Raw genomic sequence first — 21,795 nt, forward strand, 5'->3', positions numbered from 1 at the left:
CACGGTGAGCCCGAAGTCCGATTGGTGTGGGAAACTCGCGCGCAGCCAGGTCGAAATCACTTCCTCCACGCGGCTGATCGCCGCCCAGGCCGAGGTTACCCATCGTGAAGTTCTGGGGCGAGGGCCTGCTCGCCTCGGTCGACGGACTGCGGTTCGTCGACCCCGTCCGGACCGTCAGCGCGATGCCTCCGCTTGAACCCGAAGTACTTCGGGTTCAAGCGGAGGCATCACCTGGCTCAACGCCGTCAACGACCAGGTCGCGGGCATCGGGCAGATGGTCGTCCCGGGCACCCCGCGCGACTCCCTGCACATCCTGGACGCGCTGCTGAACCTGGACGGCGGGGTCAAGCCGGAGATGGTGGCGACCGACAACGCCTCGTACGGCGTACCGGGACGGCATGGAGGACCAGCTCGGCTCGCTCGGCCTGGTCCTCAACGCCATCGTGCTCTGGACGACCCCGTTACATCGACGCCGCCGTCGCCCAGCTCCAGGCCGAGGGCCACGAGATCCGCGAGGAGGACACCACCCGGCTCTCCCCGCTCAAGCACCGCAACCTGAACCTGCTCGGCCGCTACAGCTTCACCGCCTCGACCTCGGCCGCCGGCGCCCTGCGCCCGCTGCGCGACCCGGACGCGACCGAGCTGGACGAGGACGACGAAGGCGTGGACTGAACGCCCACATCGGGTGACGCGGGCATATCAGGTGGCCGGGGCGCTCGGAAATCGCAAGCGCCGGTAGGGAGCTGATGTCAGGCTGCCTGGTATGTCTACCTAAGCCTTGATTGGTGCGGCCGTCCTGGCGGCCTGCTCGATCTTCGCGCAGTAGGCTGCACGGGCTTCCTCATCGATCTGCTGCTCGTATTCGGCGCGCAACCCGGTCCGGCCGTCGAGGCCCTCGCGCAGGATATCGGCGTGCCCGGCATGCCGGATGGACTCGCCGAGGACATGGACCATGACGGCGAACAGGTTCGTGTCGGCATAAGGCTCCGGCCACCACGGCACGTGGCCGGGGGCGTCGAGGGGAAGCTCGTTGATCGTCGCGTTCGAGTGTTCCCACGTGCGCCGGTAGAACCCGATGATCTGATCGCGGGTCTCGTCCTCGGTCGCCCACAGATCGCTGCCGTCGGAGTCCTGCCACCGGGGCAGCGGTTCCGGGGAAGGGCGGTCGAAGACCTCGCCGAAGTACCTGGCCTCGACGGTGGCCACGTGTTTGACCAGGCCGAGGAGGTTGGTCCCGGTCGCTGTCAAAGGTCGGCGGGCGTCGTATTCGGACAAGCCGTCGAGTTTCCAGAGCAGCGCCTTGCGGTCCCGCCGCAGTCTCCCGTGCAGGTTGTCTTTCGCGAATTCATCGATCATGCGGCATGAGCCTGCCATGGGCTGCCCGTGGTCTCAAATCCCGTACATGGTCCGCAACGACTGGCAGAGCCGAGGCCCGGCCATGGCCGCCGTTGTTCGCGCTCACGGACGGCACTGCCTCGGGGCGAAGAGCGGGCGCCGTCGCCGGCCTCTGGCGGCCGGGCGACACCGTGCACATCTCCGAGATGTTCCGCCTCGTACGCGGCACCGGGCACATCCTCGACGTGCTCGACGTTCTCCACCGCGACCAGGTGGCGCTGCGCATCCACGACGGCGCGTTTCTCCGCTATGGACCTCACCGCCCGTCACCCGCGCACCGGGGAGTTGCTGTCCACGCCGCCGGCGAACTCCAGCGCGAGCTGACCTACGACGGACTGCGAGCCGCCGAGGCCAAGGGCAGCAAGGGCAGGCGCCGCCCCGCCGTGGCGGCCGAGAAGACCGACGACGTCCGCACCGCGTACCTGGAAGGCCGCTCGATCGCTGCCCTTGCCCGCGACCACGGCGTCAGCCGCACAGATACACACTCGCCCCCGACCGCGGCCCCTTTCTGGGTGTTTCGTCATGCCTTCCGGGCACCAGGGATCGCCGAGACGTGACACGACGTGACGAGCATCGGCCTGTTGCTCTTCCGCGGCCGGGCGACATCGAGGTCGAAACGATCGGCAGTCAGGACGCGTCGTCGGTGAAGTGCGACAGGACCATCTCGACCAACGCGGCGACGTCGGCATCCACCATCGGCTCGCCGGTCATGCCCATCCGGTGGAGCAGGGTTCCGACGACGACGTCGATGAAGAACAGAACCCGGTTCTCCGGCTCGCCGAGCGCCTCCTGGAGCGCGAGCCGGTAGGGGTCCTGCAACCGGGCGGACAGGATCTCGCGCAGGGCCGGGTCGCTGACGGCGTCGCTGAACACGCCGGCGAACGCGTCGCCGACCCCGGGTTCGCTGATCTTCCCCGCGATCCAGCGAATGGCCGAGGACATGAGCTCGGCTCGACCGGTGCCCTCCAGCGGCACCGGGCCGAACACGTCCAGGAGGCAGTCCACGATCAGCGCGCCCTTGGACGGCCAGCGACGGTAGATCGTCGTCTTGGCGACCCCGGCCGCGGCGGCGATGCGGTCGACGGTGGCACGCGCGTATCCGAGCTCCTGGACCGTGCTCAGTGTCGCGGCGAAGACCACGTCGTTGAGGCCGGCGCGCGGGCGACCGGGTGGTCTGGCGGATGCGGTCGAGGTCATGCCCACACGATAAACCATTGCGCTACCAGCGGTATCGATACCTGCGGTGGCGCAATTGCCGGGCTGAGGAGGAGACCTGGGTGAGGTCACTGTCACGGAGCGGCAGCCGGAGCCGGAGCCGGATCGGTCGGCGGTGACGGACTGGTCGGCGGTGATGGTCGAGGAGCTGGTCGCTTACCGCGGGTCGGAGAACCGCTTTGGGCGTCCAGCGCGGCGCGGGCGATCACCGGGGAGCCGGATCCAGGCGTCGCGATCGGCCGACAGGAGGTGGCGCTGCCCAGCCGCGGGCTCCCGGTCCGCGTGACCCGACTTGGCCGTCGCCACTCACCTGGGCCCTCGTCCGTCATCGCCTGGCTCTGGACGACCGGCCTTCGAGGAGGCTGAGTGCCGAAATCAGTGGTAAGGACCTGCGACTTCGCCTGTTGGCGGTCAGGGCAGCGGGTTTGCCTTGCCGGCTGTAGGTCGTGCAAGCGCTGCGGCGTGTGGTCAGGCGCCAGGGTTCGGCGGGGCGGCCTGCTCGGCGGGGGTGCTCAGCGGCAGGCGCAGGACGAAGCCGGCCCCGCCGATCGCGGCCTGCTCGACGTGCAGGGTGCCGTGGTGGGCGGTGGCGATGTCCTGGGCGATGGCCAGGCCCAGGCCGGTGCCTCCGCGGTCGCGGCTGCGGGCGGCGTCGAGGCGGACGAACCGCTGGAAGATCCGTTCTCGGTCGGCCGGGGGCACGCCGTCGCCGTCGTCGCTCACCATCAGCTCGGCGTGCGTTGCCGAGCTGTGAAGCCGTACCCGCACCTTGCTGGTGGCGTGCCGCTGCGCGTTGTCCAGCAGGTTGGTCAGCACCCTTGCGATCTGTCCTGGTACGGCGTCGACGACGACCCGTTCTGCCAGGTTCAGGACTGCCGGGTGGCGATCGGCACGCCGGCCGGTCTCGGTGCGGATCAGGTCGGTCAGATCGACGTGCTGAGTGGTCTGGGGAGCGGTGGCGTCCAGGCGGGCGAGCAGGAGCAGGTCGGTCATGATGCCCTGAATCCGATCCAGGTCCTCCAGCGTGTGCCCGATCAGGTCGGGCAGGTCGGTGTCGTGGGGATGCATCTGTGCCTCCTCCAGGCGCACGCGCAGGCCGGCCAGCGGGGTGCGCAGCTCGTGGGAGGCGTCGGAGGCGAACTGGCGTTGCCGCTGCAGCGCCTGATGGGTCGAGGCTTTGGCCTGCTCCAGACGTCCGAGCGTGTGGTTGACGGTGCGCGCCAGTTGGGCGATCTCGCCGTGGCCGTGCGGTTGCGGGATGCGGATGCTCAGGTCGCTGACGTTGATCGCGGCCAGCTGTGCGCGTATGAGCTGGATCGGGCGCAACGTGCGGCTGGTGATCTTCCATGTCGCCGCGGTGGCCAGGAGGATCAGCAGCGCGATCTGGGCGATCCAGAGCAGTTGGAACGTCCGGGACGGCGCCATGAGCGGGACCATCCGGCCGGCGTAGACCACCGGAGAGGTGGGGGCGGGTGAGAGGCGGACGGCGGCCAGACGCAGGCACTGGCTGCCGCTGTTCTTGTCGCACACCTCGACGTCGGCCTGCGGGTGGTCCGGGGAAGGTCGTACCTGGCTCAGCGGGTCCCGACCGCGCGCCGCGGGAGAAGCGGCGATGACGCGGTGATCGGCTCCCACTACCTGGATCAGGTCGATGCCGGGTGTTTGCGTCTCGATCGTGCCGGTCAGATTCCGGCGCCCGGCCGCGGCGGCGGTGATCCCGGCTTGCTCGCGGGCGCCCGACCAGCCGGGGTCGGCTGACGCCTGCCCGGCGGCTGACGCTCCGACCATGCCCATCGGGACCAGTACGGCGATCGCCGTGGCCAAGGTCAGGACGGTGAGTCGGGCCGGGGTCGAGCGCAGGCGCGGCCGCCGCGGCGATGAGCCCGGACTCATGACGGCATCTCGCCGCTTCGCAGATCGCCCGGCGCGCCGCACGCGTGCGCCAACCTGCCGGGCACTCGGCCGTTCAAGGCTCGCCGGCGGCGGTATTCCTCCTCGTCGATTTCATCGCGGATGAACAGGACGAACAACTGCCGTTCCTGTGGCGAGCAGTCCTGGCACGGGGCCGGTGTCCGCCTGTACAGCGACACCATGGCCAACGCCGCGGCGATGGCCGTGGTGAACAGGATCTGGCTGACGATCAAGGACATGGTTCCCCTCCCGGCGGTGATGATGAAGGCTCGCTCTCCGGGCGGCCTACAGGTCCGGGATGTCGTGGTGGTGGCGCCGGATGTGCGCCGTGAAGGCCCGCATGTATCCGGTCAGAAACTCGGCGACGGACGGCACCTGGATGTCGCCCTCGTCATTGATCAGGCCCTTGGTGAACTGGATGTAGGCCTCGGGCTGACCCAGCACCGGGGAGTTGGTGAAGGACAGGATGGTCTTGAGGTGCTGCTGTGCGACCGCGGTGGAGATCTGGCCGGGTGAGGCCCCGATGATCGCGGACGGCTTGCCGTTCAGCACGTTGGATCCGTAGGGCCGGGTCGCCCAGTCGATGGCGTTCTTCAGCGCGCCCGGTACGGACCGGTTGTACTCGGGGGTGACGAACAGGAGGGCGTCGGAGGCTTTGATCGCATCCTTGAACTCCTGGGCCACGGCGGGGTAGTCCGGGTCGTAGTCGTAGCTGTACAGGGGAAGCTCGCCGATGGGGATCTCCGTGAGGCGGAGTTCCGGCGGCGCGAGACGGCTCAGAGCCAGAGCGAGAGTCCGGTTGATCGACTTCTGGGAAAGACTCCCGACGATGTAACCAACGATGTAAGTCATTGCGTTTCCTTTCAAGAAAAAGAGGCGGGAAGGAGGTCGTGCCGACGAGGTCTTCGGGCTGCCGGCCGCATTGCGCTCACAGCAGTGCCGGGGAACGTCTTGCGCCTGTTCGGTGACGGCGAGACCCCGGGGAATCGCGTTGGCGGAGATGCCGTAGCCGCCCGGTCCATGGGCGAGCCGGCCGCGACGTGGGGGTCCGGAGCCGGATTTGACGACACGTACTCATCAATCGAGGAGGGGTACGTGCCGGTGAGGTTGATCTCGAGGACGCGCGGGGCTAACCCTCGACGAACGCGACCGTCTCGTCGAGGGGCGCCCGGCCCGTACGGACGTATTCCACCGTGACGTCCTCGAACCCGATCGACATGCCACAGAAGAGGATGAGGCCGTCCGGGGGTGACAGGATCTCCGCGACGGTCCTGCGATACACCGACCACGCCATCTGCGGGCAACTGTGCAGCCCTTCGGCGCGCAGCAGCAGCATGACGGTCTGCAGGTACATGCCGACGTCGGCCCATTGGGGCGGGCCCATGTCGCGGTCGATGTAGCAGAACAGGGCGGCGGTCGCGCCGAAACACTGCCAGTTCTCGGCAGCGGCCCTCTGGCGCGCCTCCCAGTCCTCACGCACGATGCCGAGTGCGCTGTAGCGCTCCTGGCCGAAGGCGGATCGGCGCTCGTGGTACGGGGTCTTCAGCGTGGGCGGGTACATCTCGTACTCCCGCTCGTCCCAGGGGTCGCCTGCGGCCAGGCGCTCGCCGGCGCGCTTCTTGAGCTCGGCCAGCGGCTCGCCGGTCAGCACGTATGCGTGCCATGGCTGGAGGTTCGATCCGGACGGCGCCCAAGCCGCGGCGGACAGCACGCGCTCCAGCACCTCCCTCGGGACAGGCCGGTCGGTGAATCCGCGCACCGCCCGTCGGCTCGTGACTGCCTCATAGACGTCCAAGATCACCTACCTCCTCAATGCATTAATTTCACTACATCCGAGACTGTATCACCTGTGATGGTATCATTCAATACTATCTGGCGACCGTACGAGCCCCGTGCATCGCGGAGGGAATGAATTCAACGCTAGCTGGCGGGGTGCGCAACGGCGCCGCCGGGGCAGAGTGACGACAGTGGCGGCTCTCAAGGCCGGCACACGGGCGCGCTTACGCCTCGCCGTCCGCTGGATAGGCGAACCGGGTCAGCAGATCCCTCAGGAGCTCGGCCTCGCCGGGCCCCAACGCGGCAACCAGGCGCGCGTCCACCGGCTCCGCCGCCACATGGGCCGCATCGAAGAGCTCGACGCCTTGAGGCGTGATCTCCACTGCCCGAACCCGCCGGTCCCCCGGAACGCTCTTGCGGACGGCCAGCCCCTTACGCTCCAGGTCGTCCACGACCCGCATGATTCCGGCCTTGTCCGACCCGGTCGCCGTCGCCAGGTCCCGCTGCACCGTGGGCCCGCGCTCGATCAGTACGATCAGCACGGCAAAATGCCGCAACTCTATGCCGAGTGGTCGAAGCGCCTCTGTCATCACCGTGGCCGCGCGCCAGTGCGCCTGGCGCAGCAGCAGACCGAGAGCGAAAGGTGATGCATCCCCAGAGCGGTCGGTCGCTCTGGGGGGAACGTCGGCAGCCATCAACCCATGCTACCAGATATGCTCTCATTCGATACGGTATCGCGTGAAATTAATGCACGGTCAGAGGGGTTTCGGACTCGACGCGGGTGAGCTTTTCGGGGTTGCGGACGTAGTGGAGGCCGGTGACGCGGGCGTTCTCCACGCGGAAGGCCAGCACGCCGTCGATCACGCCGTCCAGGCGCAGGATGAGCCCGGGGTTGCCGTTGACCGTCGTGGGCTCACCAGTGAAGGTGCCGCCGGCCTTGGCGACACTGCCGGCCAGGTAACTGAGCACCTTGTCGGCGCCGACGACCGGCCGCAGGGCCGCCGCCGTCGCTGACGAAGACGACGTCCGGGGCGAGTACGTTGAGAGTCCCTGCAGATCCCCGGTCGCGAGCGCGGTCCGGAACGAATTCAACGCTGCCCGGGCTTCTTCCGGGGAAGCCGGTGTGCGCGGCCGGCGAGCGTCGACGTGCCGGCGGGCGCGGTATCGGCCATGTCCGGCGCGGTGAGCAGGGGCTCGGGCAGCCAGGGGCCCGACGTAGGCCTCCTTGCGCCGTTTGAGGGTGAGTGCCTGCCGGGCCGTGATCCGCACCAGGTAGGCGCGCTGGTCCTGCACCTGCGCCAGGCCGACCTTGACCCACCGCAACCAGGTCTCCTGGAGGACGTCCTCGGTGCCAGCCGCCGACCACGACCACCTCGACGTTCCCGTCCATGATGCCTCCCTCGCGTTATGGACTCGGCATGGAGACACCAGCCACGCATCCGGCGTAACGGCCTGCGGATGAGACATAGCGCACATCGGACGCGGCGGAAACGCCCCTGCGCGGCCGGCCTCCTGGCGGTCATGCTCCTATGGAGAAGATCGCGACAGGTAGGACGATGGAGGAAGACACAGTGAAGCGCATCGGCATCATCGGGGTGGGCGAGATCGGCCGAGCCATCGTGGCGGGCCTGTGTGAGGGAGCCGACCGGTCCCCCGAAGTGTTCCTCTCCCCCCGGGGAGCCGGCACGGTCGCGGCGCTGTCCGAGCGCTACGAGAGCGTGCGGGTGTGCGCCGGCAACCAGGAAGTGGTGGACGGCTCCGAGGTGGTGATCATCGCCGTACGCCGCCAGGACCGGCACGAAGCGCTGGCCGGGCTGAGGGTGGACGGCGACAAGGTGGTGGTCAACGTGATGGCCGGGGTCGGCAACGACGACCTGCGCCGGACCCTTGCCACAGACGCCCCGCTGGTACGGGCCATCCCCCTGCCCACCGTACGCGAACGCCGCTCCGTCACGGTGACGTACCCGTCGCACCCGGTGGTGAACTCCCTCTTCGAGCACCTGGGCGGGGTGCTCCCGGTCGCGGACGAGGCGGCCTTCAACGTCTTGTCCGCGCTGACGGGAACGCTGACCACCCACTACTCGTATCTCGCCACGCTCACGTCGTGGACTGTCGGTCACGGCATCGACCCCGACGAGGCGGACCGCTACGTCCGCGGCCTCTTCCAGGGCGTCGGCCGTTCCCTGAGCGACGAGACCCGTTCGCTGCACCAGCTCGCGGCCGACCACGAGACCCCGAACGGGAACAACGAACGCATCCGCACCACCTGGTTCACCCCGGCCAACGCCGAAGCCCTCAACAAGGCCCTCGACGACCTCCTCGCCGATCTCTGAAGCCCGGTGAGCTCACCGCTGTCCGCCGGTCGCCACCAGCTCCCCGGCGAAGTGGCACGCGGCCAGTTGCCCGCCCGGGGTCTCGGCGAGCTGCGGCTCCTGCTCGGCGCAGATCGTCCGCTCCGGATGGGCCAGCGGGCCGATCGGGCAGCGCGTACGGAAACGGCAGCCCGACGGCGGGCTCTTCGGGCTGGGCAGGTCGCCGGTGAGCACGATGCGCTCGCGGCCGCGCACCGTGGTGTCGGGCACCGGCGAGGACGACATGAGCGCGACCGTGTACGGATGCTGCGGAGCCGCGTAGACCGCCTCGACCGGGCCGGTTTCGACGATCTTGCCGAGATACATGACGGCGACCCGGTCGGACAGGTGCCGCACGACCGAGAGGTCGTGCGCGATGAACAGGTACCCGAGGCCGAGCTCGTCGCGCAGCGACTCCAGCAGGTTGATGATCTGCGCCTGGATCGACACGTCCAGTGCCGACACCGGCTCGTCGCAGATCAGCACCTGGGGTTGGACGGCCAGCGCGCGGGCGATGCCGATGCGCTGGCGCTGCCCGCCGGAGAAGGCGTGCGGGTAGCGGTCCAGGTGCGACTCGTTCAGGCCGACCCGCCGGATGAGCGCGTCCGCCTCCGCTGCCCGTTCGGCGACCGGCACGCCACGCATGTCGAGCGCCTCGTCGAGCGACTGCCTGATCGTGCGGCGCGGGTTGAGCGACGCGTACGGGTCCTGGAACACGTACTGCACCGTGGAGCGCAACGCCCGCGCGCCGGCCGGGGAGAACGCGTCGACGCTGTCGGAACCGACGCGGACCGTGCCCGCGGCCGGCCGGTTGATCCCGACGACCGTCCTGGCGAGGGTCGACTTGCCGCACCCGGACTCGCCGACCAGGCCCAGCGTCTCCCCGCCGGCGACCGTCAGGCTCACCCCATCCACTGCGTACACGGGCTGCGAGCGGCCGAGCAGGCTTCTGCGGCCGGAGGCGACGTCGACCCGGAGGTTCTCCACGCTCAGCAGCGGGGTTCGGGCCTGTTCGGCCCGCGCGGCCGGGTCGGCGGTGACGAGCGTGAGCGGCGGTATGGGCGTGCCCTGATGGGTCACCCAGCAGGCGGCGGCGTGCCCTGGCGTGGCCAGGGGCAGCAGCTCGGGAACCGCGGCGCGGCAGCGGTCCTCGGCCAGCCGGCAGCGCGGGTGGAACGAGCACCCGGGCGGCAGCGCGGCGGGGTCCGGCGGGGCGCCGGGGATCGCCGGCAGCCGGTTGCCGCCCGCGGTGTCCATCCGCGGCATGGCCTTGAGCAGGTCGGCGGTGTACGGATGCTCCTGCCGCGCGAAGATCGTCTCGACCGGTCCCCGCTCCACGACCCGGCCGCCGTACATGACGACGACGTCGTCGCACATCTCGGCGACCACGCCCATGTCATGGGTGATCATGAGTACGGCGATGCCCAGCTCGTCGCGCAGCTGCTTGAGCAGGCGCAGGATCTGCGCCTGGATGGTGACATCCAGGGCCGTGGTCGGCTCGTCGGCGATCAGCAGCGACGGCGAGCCCGCCAGCGCGATGGCGATCACGGCGCGCTGGCGCATGCCGCCGGAGAACTGGTGCGGGTAGTCGTCGATCTTGCGTTCGGCGTCCGGGATCCCGACCTGCCGGAGCAGTTCGAGGGCCCGTGCGCGGGCCGCGCGCTTGCCCGTGCCGTGCACGGTGAGGGCTTCGACGATCTGCGCGCCCACCGTGAGGACCGGGTTGAGCGCGGACTGCGGGTCCTGGAACACCATCGCGATCTCGGCCCCGCGGATGCGGCGCATCTCCTCCTCGGACAGCCCGAGCAGGTCGCGGCCGCCGAAGCGGATCTCGCCGGCGGCGATCCGGCCCGGTTGGGGCACCATCCGCAGGATCGAGCGGGCGGTCACCGACTTGCCCGAGCCGGACTCGCCGACCACGCCGAGGATCTGGCCCGGTCGCAGGGTGAGATCGACGTCGTTGACGGCGTGGACGATCCCCGCGCCGGTCGCGAACTCGGTGCGCAGCCCGCGGACCTCGAGCAGGACATCCGCGTCGGGACGCGCCGGGGCCGCCGGCGCGACGCCGTGGGGGTGAGTGGTCATTTGCGCAGCACCGCCTTGTTGAGCGCGTTGGACAGTAGGGTGAACGCCAACGCGAGGAGCAGCAGCACCAGGCCAGGGCCGAGCACGTACGCGGGGTGCACCTCGATGTAGCGGGCGCCGACGTTGAGCATCGCGCCCAGCGACGGGACGGGCGGCTTGATGCCGAGACCCACGATGCTCAGGCCGGACACGATGAAGATCGCGACCACCATGTAGACGGCGGCGCCGACGACGATCGGGTCCATGATGTTCGGCAGCACGTGCCGCACCAGCACGGTGCGCTTGCGCACGCCGAGCACCTTGGCGGCCAGCACGTACTCGCGTTCCTGCTCGACCTGGAGCCCGGCCCGCGACAGCCGTCCGAACCCGGGAAGGCCGCTGATCAGCACGGCCACGAACAGCGAGAGCCAGCCCGTGCCGAGCACGAGGACGACGCTCATGCCGAGCACCAGCCCCGGGAAGCCGAGGATGATGTCGAGCGCGCGCTGCATCGCGGCGCCGAGCAAGCGCGAGACCACGCCGGTGAGCCCCATGAGCGTCCCGATGACGGCGCTCACCGGCACCGCGGCCAGGATCAGGCTCAGATCCGTACGAAGGCCGTAGATCGTACGGGCGAGGATGTCGCGGCCCAGCTCGTCGGTGCCCATCCAGTGCGCGGCCGAGGCACCGGCCAGCGAGTCGCCGCTCTGGTCGTCGTACCCGCCGGGGAACAGCACCGGCGCCAGGAGGGCGACCGCGACGAGGGCCAGCAGCAGCCCGGCGCCGAACGCGCCGCGCGGGGTGCGCAGCGCAGTGAGGTACTGCCTCAGCGCCCCAGCGCCGGGCCGGCGCGGCACCGCCGGCGCGGGGGTGCCGGGTGCGGTGACGGTGGTGGTCATGGTTTCACGCTCCCAACCTGACGCGGGGGTCCAGGACCGCCATGGCGATCTCTGTGAGCAGCTGCACGACCACCGCGATCAGCACCGTGCCGACGATGATCACCTGTACGAGGTTGTAGTCCGCGCTGAGCACGCCCGAGACCCCGAGCTGCCCGATCCCGTTCCTCGCGAAGATCATCTCGATGACGACGGCGCCGGCCAGCATGTCGCCGAACCGCATGCCGATCGTGACGGCGGCGGGCCCGAGGCTGTTGCGGACGACGTGGCGCAGGGTGATCCACCTTCGTGGCACGCCCTTGGCCACGGCGAGGTCGACGTAGTCCTGCCGCCACGCGTTGTCCATCGAGGACTGGACGAGCATGGCGACGTGGCCGCCCATCGGCACCGCCATCGCCACCGCGGGCAGGATCAGGTACTGCAGGCCGATCACCGGGTCGTCCAGCACCGCGACCTCCCCGCTGATCGGCAGCAGGCGGAAGACCACCCCGAACAGGATGATCAGCAGCAGGCCGAACAGGAAGGGCGGCATCGCCAGGAGCACGGTGTTGCTCGCGTCCGCGGTGAACCGGGACAGCCGCGAACGCGCCGACCCGGCGAAGATCCCGAGCCCCAGCGAGACCGCGACCAGGAGGATCGTGGCCGCGACGGTCAGTTCGAACGTGCTCTCCACCCTGCTGCCGATCAGCTCGGCGACCGGGCGCTTGAACTGCAGCGACTGGCCCAGGTCGCCGGTGAGCAGCCCGCCCATCCAGTGGACGTACTGCTCGGCCAGGGGGCGGTCCAGCCCCATCTCGACGCGGATCGCCGCGACCTGCTCCGCGGTGGCCTCCGGCCCCGCCGCGATGGCGGCCGGATCACCGGGCCCCAGGCGGGGCAGGAGGAAGGCGATGGCGGTCGTCGCCACCAGGACGAGCAGGACCGACGGCAGGCGCCGGATCAGGAAATGGATCATGCTCGGCCTCGTTCACCGGGTGAGGTAGGCGGCGCGCATGGAGCGGCCGTAGCGGCTGACCAGGATGTCCCTCGCGGCGTCCGCGCGCACGACCGTGGCCGGCACGATGGCGATGGTCTGGAGGAAGGCGGCGTCGAGCAGGTACTGCGAGAGGTCCTTCAGCCGCTGCGCCGTCTCGCTCTCGTCGGCGCCGTCGATCAGCGCCTGCGCCCGCTCGCGGTAACCGGCGTCGGCGTAGTTCGAGGTGTTCTTGGCCGGTCGCAGGTCCGGATATCCGTACAGCGAGAGTGCCGGCGGCAGCTTGGCCACCGCGGTCCAGGTCAGGAACGCGGGCCCCAGCTTGCCGGCGATCCTGCGCGGCTCGAACTCCGCGGGGGGCAGTTCGAGCGCCGACGGCCGGAGGCCGACGTCCGTCAGGTTGCGGGACACGATCTCGATCACGTTGCGCGGCACCGGCAGCGCGTGGACGGCGATCTCGACGCGGGCCCCGGCCGCCCCGGCGTCCTCGATCATCTTCTTCGCGCGGTCCGGCTGGTAGGCGTAGGTGGCGGCGAGCTCCGCGGGGTAGCCGGTCGCGTCCTCGCTCCACGGCAGGCTGGGCGTCGTGCCCACCCCGCCGAAGACCTGCTGGTTGATGCGCTGGCGATCGATCGCGTAGCCGATGGCCCGGCGCACCTCGGGCTTGTCGAAGGGCGCCTTGGTGACGTCGAAGCCCAGCGCGTACACGAGCCCGTGGTTGAGGTCGAGGTGGAACTTCTTGTCGTCGACGACCGTCTTGGCGTCCTGGATGTTGAGCCCGTTCGCCAGGTGCGCGCGGCCTGAGCGCAGCGCCGCCAGCTGGGCGGTGGAGTCGCCGATGACCGTGAGCTCGATGCCGTCGAGGTAGGGCAGCCCCTGCTCCCAGTACGCGTCGTTGCGCGTCATCTTGATCTCCGTGCCGGCCTTGTAGCCGGACCAGAGGAACGGTCCCGTGCCGATGACCTTCGACCCGTCCGCGAGCCCCTTGTAGCTCTCGCGGTCGATGATCGGTGTCGAGTCGAGGATGTCCAGCACCACTTCCTGGAGCGGCCGCGGCGAGGTGATCGTGACCTCGTGCTGGCCGGTGGCGCTCGCCTTCCAGCCCTTCATCGCGCCGCCGAGCGTGGCCAGGCCGTCGCCCGCCATCTCGCGTTCGAGGGTGAACACGACGTCTTCCGCGCCGAAGGCACGGCCGCCGTGGAACTTGACGCCCTCGCGCAGCGACAGCACCAGCGTCCGGTTGTCGTCCCGCAGCTCCCACTTCGTCGCCAGCAGGGGCTGCGGCTTGTTGTCCTGGTCGACCATGACCAGCGTCTCCAGGACGTTGCGGTTCCAGAAGATGTTGCCGGGGCGGCCGGTGAAATAGGCCGCGGGGTCCGGCGGCGCGGCGACCGTGGCGACCAGGGTCCCGCCGCGGGTCGGGCCGCTCACCGCGCCGGCCGTCTTGCTCTCGTTCACCGCGGAGCGGCATCCGGCCAGGCCGGCCGCACCGAGGACGGCCAGCCCGCTGAGGAGCGTCCGGCGCGACAGGGCCGAAGCACCGGGGATGGAATCGACGTGGCGATTACTGGGGTACATCGCTGCACCACCTCACTTACTTTCTCTCGGGCCGGGGGGGAAGACCCGGTTGATCACTCCTCGTGAACCTTGATCGACGTCGTGCCACGGATGTCCGCGCAGGAGAATCCGATGGAGACTTCGAACGTTCCAGGCTCGACCGCCCAGTCGTGCCGTGCCACGTCCCAGTGCTGGAAGGCCTGGGGAGGCAGCGGGATCTCGGCGGTGAGCGTTTCGCCGGGTTCGCCGCGCACGACGGCGAACCCGGCCAGCCAGCGGGCGGGGCGGTCGACGCTCGAACCGGGCCGCGCCAGGTAGACCTGCAGCACCTGCTTGCCCGGCCGCGAACCGGTGTTGCGCACGGAGACCCGTACGGCCGCGTCCGGTCCGCTGTGGACGTCGACGAGCTCCCAGGACGTGTAGCCGACGCCGTGCCCGAACGCGTACGCGGGCTCGACCCCGGCGCGCAGCCACGCGCGGTAGCCGACATGGACCCCTTCGCCGTACTCCAGCCGGCCGTCCACGGGCGCCGTGTCCAGCACCGGAACGTCCTCGCCGCAGTCCGGCCACGTCATCGGCAACCTGCCGCCGGGCTCGGCGTGACCGAGGAGCACGTCCGCGAGCGCGGCGCCGGACTCCTGCCCGCCGAACCACGTCACGAGCACCGCCGCGACGTCATGGCGCCACGGCAGCAGCACGGGGGCGCCCGCGTTGACCACGACGACGGTGTTCGGGTTCTCCGCGGCGACCGCCCGCACCAGGTCGTCCTGCCCGTCGGGCAGCGACAGGTCCGCCCGGTCGAAGCCTTCGCTCTCGGTCTGCGAGCTGGTGCCGACCACGACGATCGCGACGTCGGCGGCCCTGGCCTGCTCGCGGGCGACGGCGAGCTCATCGGCCGGGGACCGCCGCGGTGCCCGGGAGCGGATCGCGACGGCCGAGCCGGACTTCGGCATCCGCTGCCGCAGCAGCACCTCGACCGGCCTGCCCGCTTCGAGCGGCACGTCGAACGTGCGCACGGGCGGCGTGAGGATCTCCGCGCCCGGGCCGTCGTGCGTCGGCCGTACGTCGTCGTCCAGCAGGGTCCGGCCGTCGACGGCGAACACGATCCGGCCCGCCCCGCTGAGGCCGAGCTGCCACGTGCCCGAGACGTCCGGGACGATCCGGGTGGTCAGCTCGACGGTGGTGGCCTCCGCGGGCACGTCGGCGCCGAGCCGTACGAGAGCGGCGCTCCGGCGATCCTCGCGCGTCACCTCGGCGCCCGTGTCGTCGAGCCAGCGGATCAGCACGGGCGCGCCGAGCATCCCGGGCGGCACCGGAGCGGGGTCGCCTTCGAGGTAGCTGCCGGCGGTGTAGGTCACCTGGACGCCGGGCGGCAGGGCGGCTTCGAGCCCGTCCAGCGGGGACACGACGTGGGTGGGCCGCACTTCGGCGCTGCCGCCACCCTGGATGCGCGGGCTGCCGGCCAGCTCGCCGAACACGGCGACGCGGCGCAGGCGCTCCGGCGCGAGCGGCAGCAGGTCGTCGGAGTTGTGCAGCAGCACGGTCGCGTCCGCGCCGGCGGCGTGCAGCTCACTGCGTACGTCGACGGTGACCGGCGTGCGGGTCACCGGCACCGAGTCGAGGGCGCCGAGCCGGGCGGCGAGCCGCAGGAGGTTCTTCACCTTCGCGTCCACCGCGGCTTCGCTGACCAGGCCGTCGGTGACGGCCTGCACCAGCGCGGCGCCCCACGGTCCGCCGGGGCCCGGCATGGTGAGGTCGAGGCCCGCCGAGGCGGCGGGCGCCACCGAGCGGGCGGCGTGCCAGTCGGACATGACGAGCCCGTCGAAGCCCCAGTCCGTGCGCAGCGGGCTGTCGAGCAGCTCGTTCTCGGTCATCGCGGTCCCGTTGACGGCGTTGTACGACGCCATGACCAGCCACGGCCGTTCATCACGGACGATGTGCTCGAACGGGGCGAGATACACCTCGCGCAGCGTGCGCTCGTCGAGGCGGACGTCGACGGTGGCGCGTTCGGTCTCCGAGTCGTTGGCGACGTAGTGCTTCACGGTCGCCGCCACGCCGTGCCGCTGGAGCGTTCCGACCAGCGCGCCGGCGAGCCGGGCGGTCAGGACCGGATCCTCCGACCACCACTCGAAATGGCGGCCGGCGAGCGGGCTGCGCTGGAGGTTCGCCGTGGGGCCCAGCACCACGTCGACGTCCTTGCGGGTGGCCTCCGCGGCGAGCACGCGCCCGGTCGCGGCGGCGCGGTCGACGTCCCAGCTCGCCGCGATCGCGGTCGGGCACGGCAGGCACGCCGACGGGGAGCCGTTGTCCCATTCCGGGCCGCGCACTCCGGCGGGCCCGTCCGACACGTTGATCTCGCGCAGCCCGATGGCCGGCTCCGCGTACGTGCGCCAGTGGGACTCCCCCGTCAGCAGCCGTACCTTCCGCGGGAGGTCGAGCTTGCCGACCAGGGCGTCGAGGTGCTCCTCGAGTCGGTCGTTCACCGGTCCTCCTTGATGATGAGTCGCTCGAGGTAGGCGGCCATGCGTCCGGGGAGGTCCATGGTGGGGTCGAGCAACCACTGGATCTGGAGCCCGTCCATCACGGCGATCATCTCGCCGGCCAGGACTACCGCGTCGAGCGTGTCCGGGAGCCGGCCCAGCTCCTGGTCGCGGCGGATGCGCTCGGCCACGCGCTCACGAACGCGGGCGTAGCGGCGCAGGAAGAACTCGCGGGCGGGGTGGCCCGGCTCGATGCTCTCCGCGGACTCCACGGCGTACAGACGCATCGCCGTCGGATCCTCGACGTTGTGGCGGCACAGCGAGATCAGCGCGTCCGCGACGGACATCTCCTGGAACATCGCGTCCATGTGGTCGCGGCTGTCCTCGTCACGACGTTCGAGGGCCGCGAGCAGCAGCTCTTCCTTGTTCTTGAAGTGGTGGATCAGGCCGGGCTGGGAGATGCCGACCCGGGCCGCGATGTCGGCGAGCGAAACACCCCGGTAACCGCTGTCGCCGAACATCTCGGTGGCGACCCTGAGGATCTCCTCCCGCCGCACCCCTGGCGGCCTGCGGTTACGCACCGATGGTGCCACTCCTGACAAGAGATTCTCCTTGCGTTCTCGCGGTTTCGGCAGACCTTACCGAGTACTCGGTAAGGTACGCTACCCCCCAATTCAGTAACGGGAGGATGACCATGACGTATCGCCCGAATTTCCTGGTGGTGGTCGCGGACCAGCTGAGGGCCGACGCGGTGGGCGCCTTCGGAAGCCCGTCCGCGCGCACTCCGAACCTCGACCGCCTCGCCGCGACAGGCACCGCCTTCACCAACGCCTACGCGCAGCATCCGGTGTGCTCGCCGAGCCGCGCCTCGTTCCTGTCCGGCTGGTATCCGCACACGGCGGGGCACCGCACGTTCGGGACGCCGCTGCGCGCCGACGAGCCGAACTTCCTGCGCACGCTCAAGGAGAACGGCTACCACGTGGCCTGGGCCGGGGATCGCGGCGACACGTTCGGCCCCGGCGCGACCGAGCTCAGCGTCCACGAGCACGGCTTCGGCACGCGGCCGACCAGCGGCCGATGGGCGGGTGGCGCCAAAGGGGCCGTGGAGCTCCCGCGGATGGCGTCCGAGGTCGATCCCGACCTGTGGGACCGCCTCTACTACCACGGCCGCGTGGCCGACGACAGCGACATCGACTTCGACGAGGCCGCCGTGCGCACCGCCGAGGAGTGGCTCGCCGACCCGCCGGACGGGCCGTGGGTGCTGTTCGCGCCGCTGGTCGCGCCGCACTGCCCGTTCCGTGCCCCCGAACCGTGGTTCTCCCTGCACGATCGCGACTCCGTGGGCGACCCGGTGTCGGGCAGCGGCCCCGAACCCGCCTACCTGCAGGGGATCCGCGACTACTACGGCACGGACCGCGCGACGCCCGAGGTGTGGCGGGAGCTCCGGGCCACCTACCAGGGCATGGTCTCGCGGCTCGACGCACATGTCGGCCGCCTGCTCGACGGCGTGGATCGTACGGGTGCGGCCGAACGTACCGTGACGGTGTTCTTCTCCGACCACGGCGAGTACCTCGGCGACTTCGGCGTGGTCGAGAAGTGGCCGTCGGCGCTGCACAGCTGCATCACCCGCGACCCGGTGATCATCAGCGGCGGCGGGCTGCCGGCGCACGGCGCGGTCGACGCCATGGTGGAGCTGATCGACGTCTTCCCGACCGTGCTCGATCTCGCCGGGGTCGAGCACGGACATCATCACTTCGGCCGCAGCCTGCTTCCGGTGCTGCGCGATCCCGCCGTGGGGCACCGCGAGTACGCGTTCAGCGAGGGCGGCTTCCTCGTCGAGGAGGAGCCGAAGTTCGAGCACAGCGGCTTCCCGTACGACCGCAAGACGGCGCTGCAGCACGAGCGGCCGATGACCGTGGGCAAGGCCGCCGCCGTCCGCGACGAACGCTGGACGTACGTGTGGCGCCTGTACGAGCCCGCCGAGCTCTACGACCGGTCGGCCGACCCGCACGAGGCGCACAACCTCGCCGGGCGCCCCGACCTGGCCGACGTCGAGGCCCGGCTCTCCGGCGTGCTGCTGCGCTGGCTGGTGGAGACCGCGGACACCTTGCCCGAGCAGGCGGACACCCGGATGCCCGACGTCGACCTCCCCACCCCGGGCGCCCGCTCGGCGAAGTGCCGGACCCCGGGCGGCACTTCGGGCGGCGCTTCGGGCGGCACTTCGGGCGGCACTTCGGGCGGCGTGGCATGAGCGGCCGGGGATTCGGGCCGGACAGCCTGCTCGCCGACATCCTGGACCACGCCGAGGCCCGCGGCGTCATCCAGCGCGCTCTGCCCGGCGTCGTGAACTCTCCCCTGCTCATACAGCTGCGCCGCCGCACCCTCGGCAAGATCACGGCCGCCGGTCCGTACGCCCGGCTCTCCCCCGCACAGCTCGACGACCTGTGGCGCGAGCTCGCCGCGCTCGACGCCGGCGACCCGGGCGTGCGCTCCGACCCGCCTGCGATCGCGCCGGACCCCCACTACGAGCCGGCCGGTACGCCGCGCGGCTCGGCCGGCGTGCTCTCCGCACCCGCCACGGGCGAAGTGTGGGCGACCTGGGAGCTCGCCCTCGCCGGGCCGCACCACGGCAACCCGTTCGTCGACGTCGACCTGCGCGCACGCGCGACAGCCCCCGACGGGTCGACGCGCCGGCTCGGCGGCTTCTACGACGGCGACGGGATCTGGCGCGTCCGGCTGCTGCCCGACCAGGCCGGACGCTGGGTCGTCACGACGGAGGCGACCACGCCCTCCCTCGACGGCGTCACCGTCGAGCTCACCGCGGCGGCCGGCGCCGGTCGCGGGCCCGTCCGGGTGGCGGACCGCCATCACTTCTCGTACGCGGACGGCACGCGTCACCTGCCACTCGGCACGACCGCGTACGCCTGGACCCACCAGAGCGAAGCGCTGCAGGAACAGACCCTGCGCACGCTGGCCGAGTCGCCGTTCACCAAGATCCGGATGGGGATCTTTCCCAAGTCGTACCTCTTCAACGCCAACGAGCCGCCGCTCTACCCGTTCGAGCCGGACGGCGACGGAGGGTGGGACCACACCCGCTTCAACCCCGCCTACTTCCGCGCTTTCGAGCGCCGGATCACGGATCTCGCCGCGATCGGCGTCGAAGCCGATGTCATCCTGTTCCACGCCTACGACCGCTGGGGCTTCTCGGACATGGGCACCGCCGCGGACGACCGCTATGTCCGGTACGTCGTTCGGCGATTGTCGGCATTGCCGAACGTCTGGTGGTCGCTCGCGAACGAGTACGACCTGCTGTTCTCGAAGACCGTCGACGACTGGGAGCGGCTGGCCGCGATCGTCGTCGAAGAGGACCCGGTCGGGCACCTGCTCTCGATCCACAACTGCTTCCGCTTCTACGACTACGGCCGGCCGTGGATCACTCACGCGAGTGCGCAGCGCATCGACGTGTACCGCACCGCCGAGAACACCGACCAGTGGCGTGAACAGTGGGACAAACCCGTCGTCATCGACGAATGCGCCTACGAAGGAGACATCGACCAGGGGTGGGGCAACATCACCGGTGAGGAGATGACCCGGCGGTTCTGGGAGGGCGCGGTACGCGGCGGCTATGTCGGGCACGGGGAGACCTACCTCAACGACCGCGAAGAGCTGTGGTGGTCGAAGGGCGGCGAGCTCGTCGGCTCGAGCCCGGATCGGATCGCCTTTCTCAGACGGATCATCGAGGAGTCGCCGACCGGGGTGCTCGACCCGCTGCCGAGCGACTGGGACACCCCTTGGGGCGGGGTGGCGTCGCGTTACCTGATCGCCTACTTCGGCTTCAACCGGCCGTCGTATCGCGATGTCACGATGGAGCCCGGCACGGTCTGGACGGTCGACGTGATCGACACGTGGAACATGACCGTCGAAACGCTGCCCGGCACGTACTCGGGCAGCTTCCGGGTCCCTTTGCCGGCGCGCCAGTACATGGCGATCCGATGCGTCGCCACCGACGCCGACCAGCCTGCGGGACCGCGCGATACTGCGCTGGAGATGAATGGCCGTGGCGGGACCGGAGAGGACGAGCATGCGCGGGTGCCGGCAGGCTGACGTACGCATTTCGGTGCTGGACACCTCACCGATCGTTCAGGGGTCCACACCGAGGCAGGCGCTGCACAACACGGTGGATCTCGCGAAGCTGGCCGACGCGCTGGGCTTTCACCGCTACTGGGTCCCCGAGCATCACGGCATGCGCGGCGTCGCCGGCTCCGCCCCCGCCGTCCTCATCGGCCACCTCGCCGACGCCACGCGCCACCTGCGCGTCGGCGCGGGCGGGGTGCTGCTGCCCAACCACGCGCCGATCGTGGTGGCCGAGCAGTTCGGCACGCTGGCCGCCCTCCACCCGGGACGGATCGACCTCGGTCTGGGCCGTGCCCCGGGCGGCCCTCGGCCGGCCGTGGAAGCGGTCCGTCCCGAGCGGGACCGGACCGCGAAAACCTTCCGCCAGCAGCTCGACGAGCTCCGGGCCTACCTAGATCCGCCCCAGGACGCACAGGTCAAGGCGATTCCCGTCCTCGGCGGCAACGTACCGTCGCTGTGGCTGCTCGGCTCCACGACCAGCAGCGCCGACCTCGCCGCCGAACTCGGCCTGCCCTATGCCTTCGCCCACCACATCAACGCGCAGATGGCGGTGGACGCCATGCGCAGCTACCGGGAGCAGTTCCGCCCCTCGGACCGTGCCGCGACACCGACGACGCTGGTCAGCGTGTCCGTCATCGCCGCCGATGACGACGAACGCGCCGAATGGCTCGCCGGGTCCACCCGCTTGAAGGTGCTCAGCCGGGTCCGGGGAAACCGCATCCTGCTGCCGAGCCCCGAGGACGCGGCAGCGTATCCCTACACCGACGACGATCGCGCCGAAATCGCCGCCCGCTCGGACGGCGTCCTGGTCGGAGGCCCGGCCACGGTGATCGAGCACCTGCAATCGGTGCTCGACGCCACCGGCACCGACGAGCTCATGATCACCACTCCCCTCTACCACCACGCGGATCGCCGCCGGTCCTACGAGCTGATCGCCTCCATCTCCGACCGGCTCCGCCCGAGCGCGAAACTACTAACCCGGCGCCGGTCTCGCCCCAGGTCCGTGCCGCCGCCTACCGGGCGCTCGCCTCACGGCCGGGAGT

At 70.5% G+C, this 21,795-nt stretch carries 18 protein-coding genes and 2 pseudogenes; 6 read left to right on the forward strand and 14 right to left on the reverse strand.

The genetic code is table 11. The features are described 5' to 3' along the window. Nucleotides 1-61: 61 nt before the first annotated feature. Nucleotides 62-672 (forward strand): annotated as a pseudogene (locus ABZX61_RS19490) (Tn3 family transposase); the annotation flags it as partial. 99 nt (nt 673-771) lie between these two features. Here ABZX61_RS19490 and ABZX61_RS19495 read toward each other — a convergent pair. Then, nucleotides 772-1,356, reverse strand: a complete 585-nt coding sequence (locus ABZX61_RS19495) for a DinB family protein (RefSeq protein ID WP_350730382.1) — start codon at nt 1,354-1,356, stop codon at nt 772-774. A 92-nt stretch (nt 1,357-1,448) separates the two neighbouring features. On the opposite strand from ABZX61_RS19495, the gene ABZX61_RS19500 reads away from it, so the two are divergent. After that, the gene (locus ABZX61_RS19500) at nt 1,449-1,952 is read left to right on the forward strand and encodes a hypothetical protein (RefSeq protein WP_355196262.1); all 504 of its coding nucleotides are present in this window, start codon (nt 1,449-1,451) and stop codon (nt 1,950-1,952) included. Nucleotides 1,953-2,022: 70 nt separating this feature from the next. Here ABZX61_RS19500 and ABZX61_RS19505 read toward each other — a convergent pair whose 3' ends face one another. The 7 genes from ABZX61_RS19505 to ABZX61_RS19535 form a co-directional block, all read right to left on the reverse strand. Beyond that, entirely contained in the window at nt 2,023-2,592 is a 570-nt protein-coding gene (locus ABZX61_RS19505; protein ID WP_355196264.1) for a TetR/AcrR family transcriptional regulator, read from the reverse strand. 486 nt (nt 2,593-3,078) lie between these two features. Continuing rightward, a complete protein-coding gene (locus ABZX61_RS19510) occupies nt 3,079-4,503 on the reverse strand; it encodes a HAMP domain-containing sensor histidine kinase (protein WP_355196266.1) in 1,425 nt (474 codons plus the stop codon). Continuing rightward, nucleotides 4,500-4,760: a hypothetical protein gene (locus ABZX61_RS19515; RefSeq protein WP_355196268.1), complete on the reverse strand. Its 261-nt coding sequence runs from the start codon at nt 4,758-4,760 to the stop codon at nt 4,500-4,502. The genes ABZX61_RS19510 and ABZX61_RS19515 overlap by 4 nt, the downstream gene beginning before the upstream one ends. A 46-nt stretch (nt 4,761-4,806) precedes the next feature. Continuing rightward, nucleotides 4,807-5,373, reverse strand: coding sequence for an NADPH-dependent FMN reductase (locus tag ABZX61_RS19520; RefSeq protein WP_355196270.1), 567 nt, complete (start codon nt 5,371-5,373; stop codon nt 4,807-4,809). 277 nt (nt 5,374-5,650) lie between these two features. Beyond that, complete coding sequence (locus ABZX61_RS19525; protein WP_355196272.1) at nt 5,651-6,322, reverse strand: nitroreductase; 672 nt, start codon at nt 6,320-6,322, stop codon at nt 5,651-5,653. 199 nt (nt 6,323-6,521) lie between these two features. Further along, on the reverse strand, nt 6,522-6,992 hold the full coding sequence (locus ABZX61_RS19530; protein WP_350730396.1) for a MarR family transcriptional regulator: 471 nt from the start codon (nt 6,990-6,992) through the stop codon (nt 6,522-6,524). Between the two features lie 49 nt (nt 6,993-7,041). After that, nucleotides 7,042-7,620, reverse strand: coding sequence for a hypothetical protein (locus tag ABZX61_RS19535; RefSeq protein ID WP_355196274.1), 579 nt, complete (start codon nt 7,618-7,620; stop codon nt 7,042-7,044). A gap of 233 nt (nt 7,621-7,853) precedes the next feature. Here ABZX61_RS19535 and ABZX61_RS19540 point away from each other — a divergent pair, with 233 nt between their 5' ends. After that, nucleotides 7,854-8,630: an NAD(P)-binding domain-containing protein gene (locus ABZX61_RS19540; protein WP_355196276.1), complete on the forward strand. Its 777-nt coding sequence runs from the start codon at nt 7,854-7,856 to the stop codon at nt 8,628-8,630. Between the two features lie 12 nt (nt 8,631-8,642). Here the strand turns inward: ABZX61_RS19540 and ABZX61_RS19545 are convergent, their stop codons facing one another. Genes ABZX61_RS19545 through ABZX61_RS19570 form a run of 6 tightly spaced genes read right to left on the reverse strand, consistent with a single transcriptional unit; the run spans nt 8,643 to nt 17,199 of the window. After that, nucleotides 8,643-10,733, reverse strand: a complete 2,091-nt coding sequence (locus ABZX61_RS19545) for an ABC transporter ATP-binding protein (RefSeq protein WP_355196278.1) — start codon at nt 10,731-10,733, stop codon at nt 8,643-8,645. Then, the gene (locus ABZX61_RS19550; protein WP_355196280.1) at nt 10,730-11,611 is read right to left on the reverse strand and encodes an ABC transporter permease; all 882 of its coding nucleotides are present in this window, start codon (nt 11,609-11,611) and stop codon (nt 10,730-10,732) included. Before ABZX61_RS19550 ends, ABZX61_RS19545 begins: the two co-directional genes overlap by 4 nt. Nucleotides 11,612-11,615: 4 nt before the next feature. Then, nucleotides 11,616-12,563 (reverse strand): ABC transporter permease, encoded by a 948-nt coding sequence (locus tag ABZX61_RS19555; RefSeq protein WP_355196282.1) that lies wholly within the window; start codon nt 12,561-12,563, stop codon nt 11,616-11,618. 12 nt (nt 12,564-12,575) lie between these two features. Further along, nucleotides 12,576-14,159: an ABC transporter substrate-binding protein gene (locus ABZX61_RS19560; RefSeq protein ID WP_355196284.1), complete on the reverse strand. Its 1,584-nt coding sequence runs from the start codon at nt 14,157-14,159 to the stop codon at nt 12,576-12,578. A gap of 53 nt (nt 14,160-14,212) precedes the next feature. Next, nucleotides 14,213-16,621: a glycoside hydrolase family 3 C-terminal domain-containing protein gene (locus ABZX61_RS19565; RefSeq protein ID WP_355196286.1), complete on the reverse strand. Its 2,409-nt coding sequence runs from the start codon at nt 16,619-16,621 to the stop codon at nt 14,213-14,215. After that, nucleotides 16,618-17,199, reverse strand: coding sequence for a TetR/AcrR family transcriptional regulator (locus ABZX61_RS19570; protein ID WP_355196288.1), 582 nt, complete (start codon nt 17,197-17,199; stop codon nt 16,618-16,620). Before ABZX61_RS19570 ends, ABZX61_RS19565 begins: the two co-directional genes overlap by 4 nt. A 113-nt stretch (nt 17,200-17,312) precedes the next feature. Here ABZX61_RS19570 and ABZX61_RS19575 point away from each other — a divergent pair, with 113 nt between their 5' ends. The 3 genes and pseudogenes from ABZX61_RS19575 to ABZX61_RS19585 all read left to right on the forward strand — a co-directional run. Next, entirely contained in the window at nt 17,313-18,869 is a 1,557-nt protein-coding gene (locus tag ABZX61_RS19575) for a sulfatase-like hydrolase/transferase (RefSeq protein ID WP_355196290.1), read from the forward strand. Further along, nucleotides 18,794-20,722: a DUF5605 domain-containing protein gene (locus ABZX61_RS19580; protein WP_355196292.1), complete on the forward strand. Its 1,929-nt coding sequence runs from the start codon at nt 18,794-18,796 to the stop codon at nt 20,720-20,722. The genes ABZX61_RS19575 and ABZX61_RS19580 overlap by 76 nt, the downstream gene beginning before the upstream one ends. Continuing rightward, nucleotides 20,700-21,632, forward strand: a pseudogene (locus tag ABZX61_RS19585) (LLM class flavin-dependent oxidoreductase); the annotation flags it as partial. The gene ABZX61_RS19580 and the pseudogene ABZX61_RS19585, both read left to right, overlap by 23 nt. Nucleotides 21,633-21,795 lie beyond the last annotated feature (163 nt).

The sequence above is a fragment of the Nonomuraea sp. NPDC003709 genome (assembly GCF_040610775.1).
Lineage (GTDB): Bacteria > Actinomycetota > Actinomycetes > Streptosporangiales > Streptosporangiaceae > Nonomuraea > Nonomuraea angiospora_A.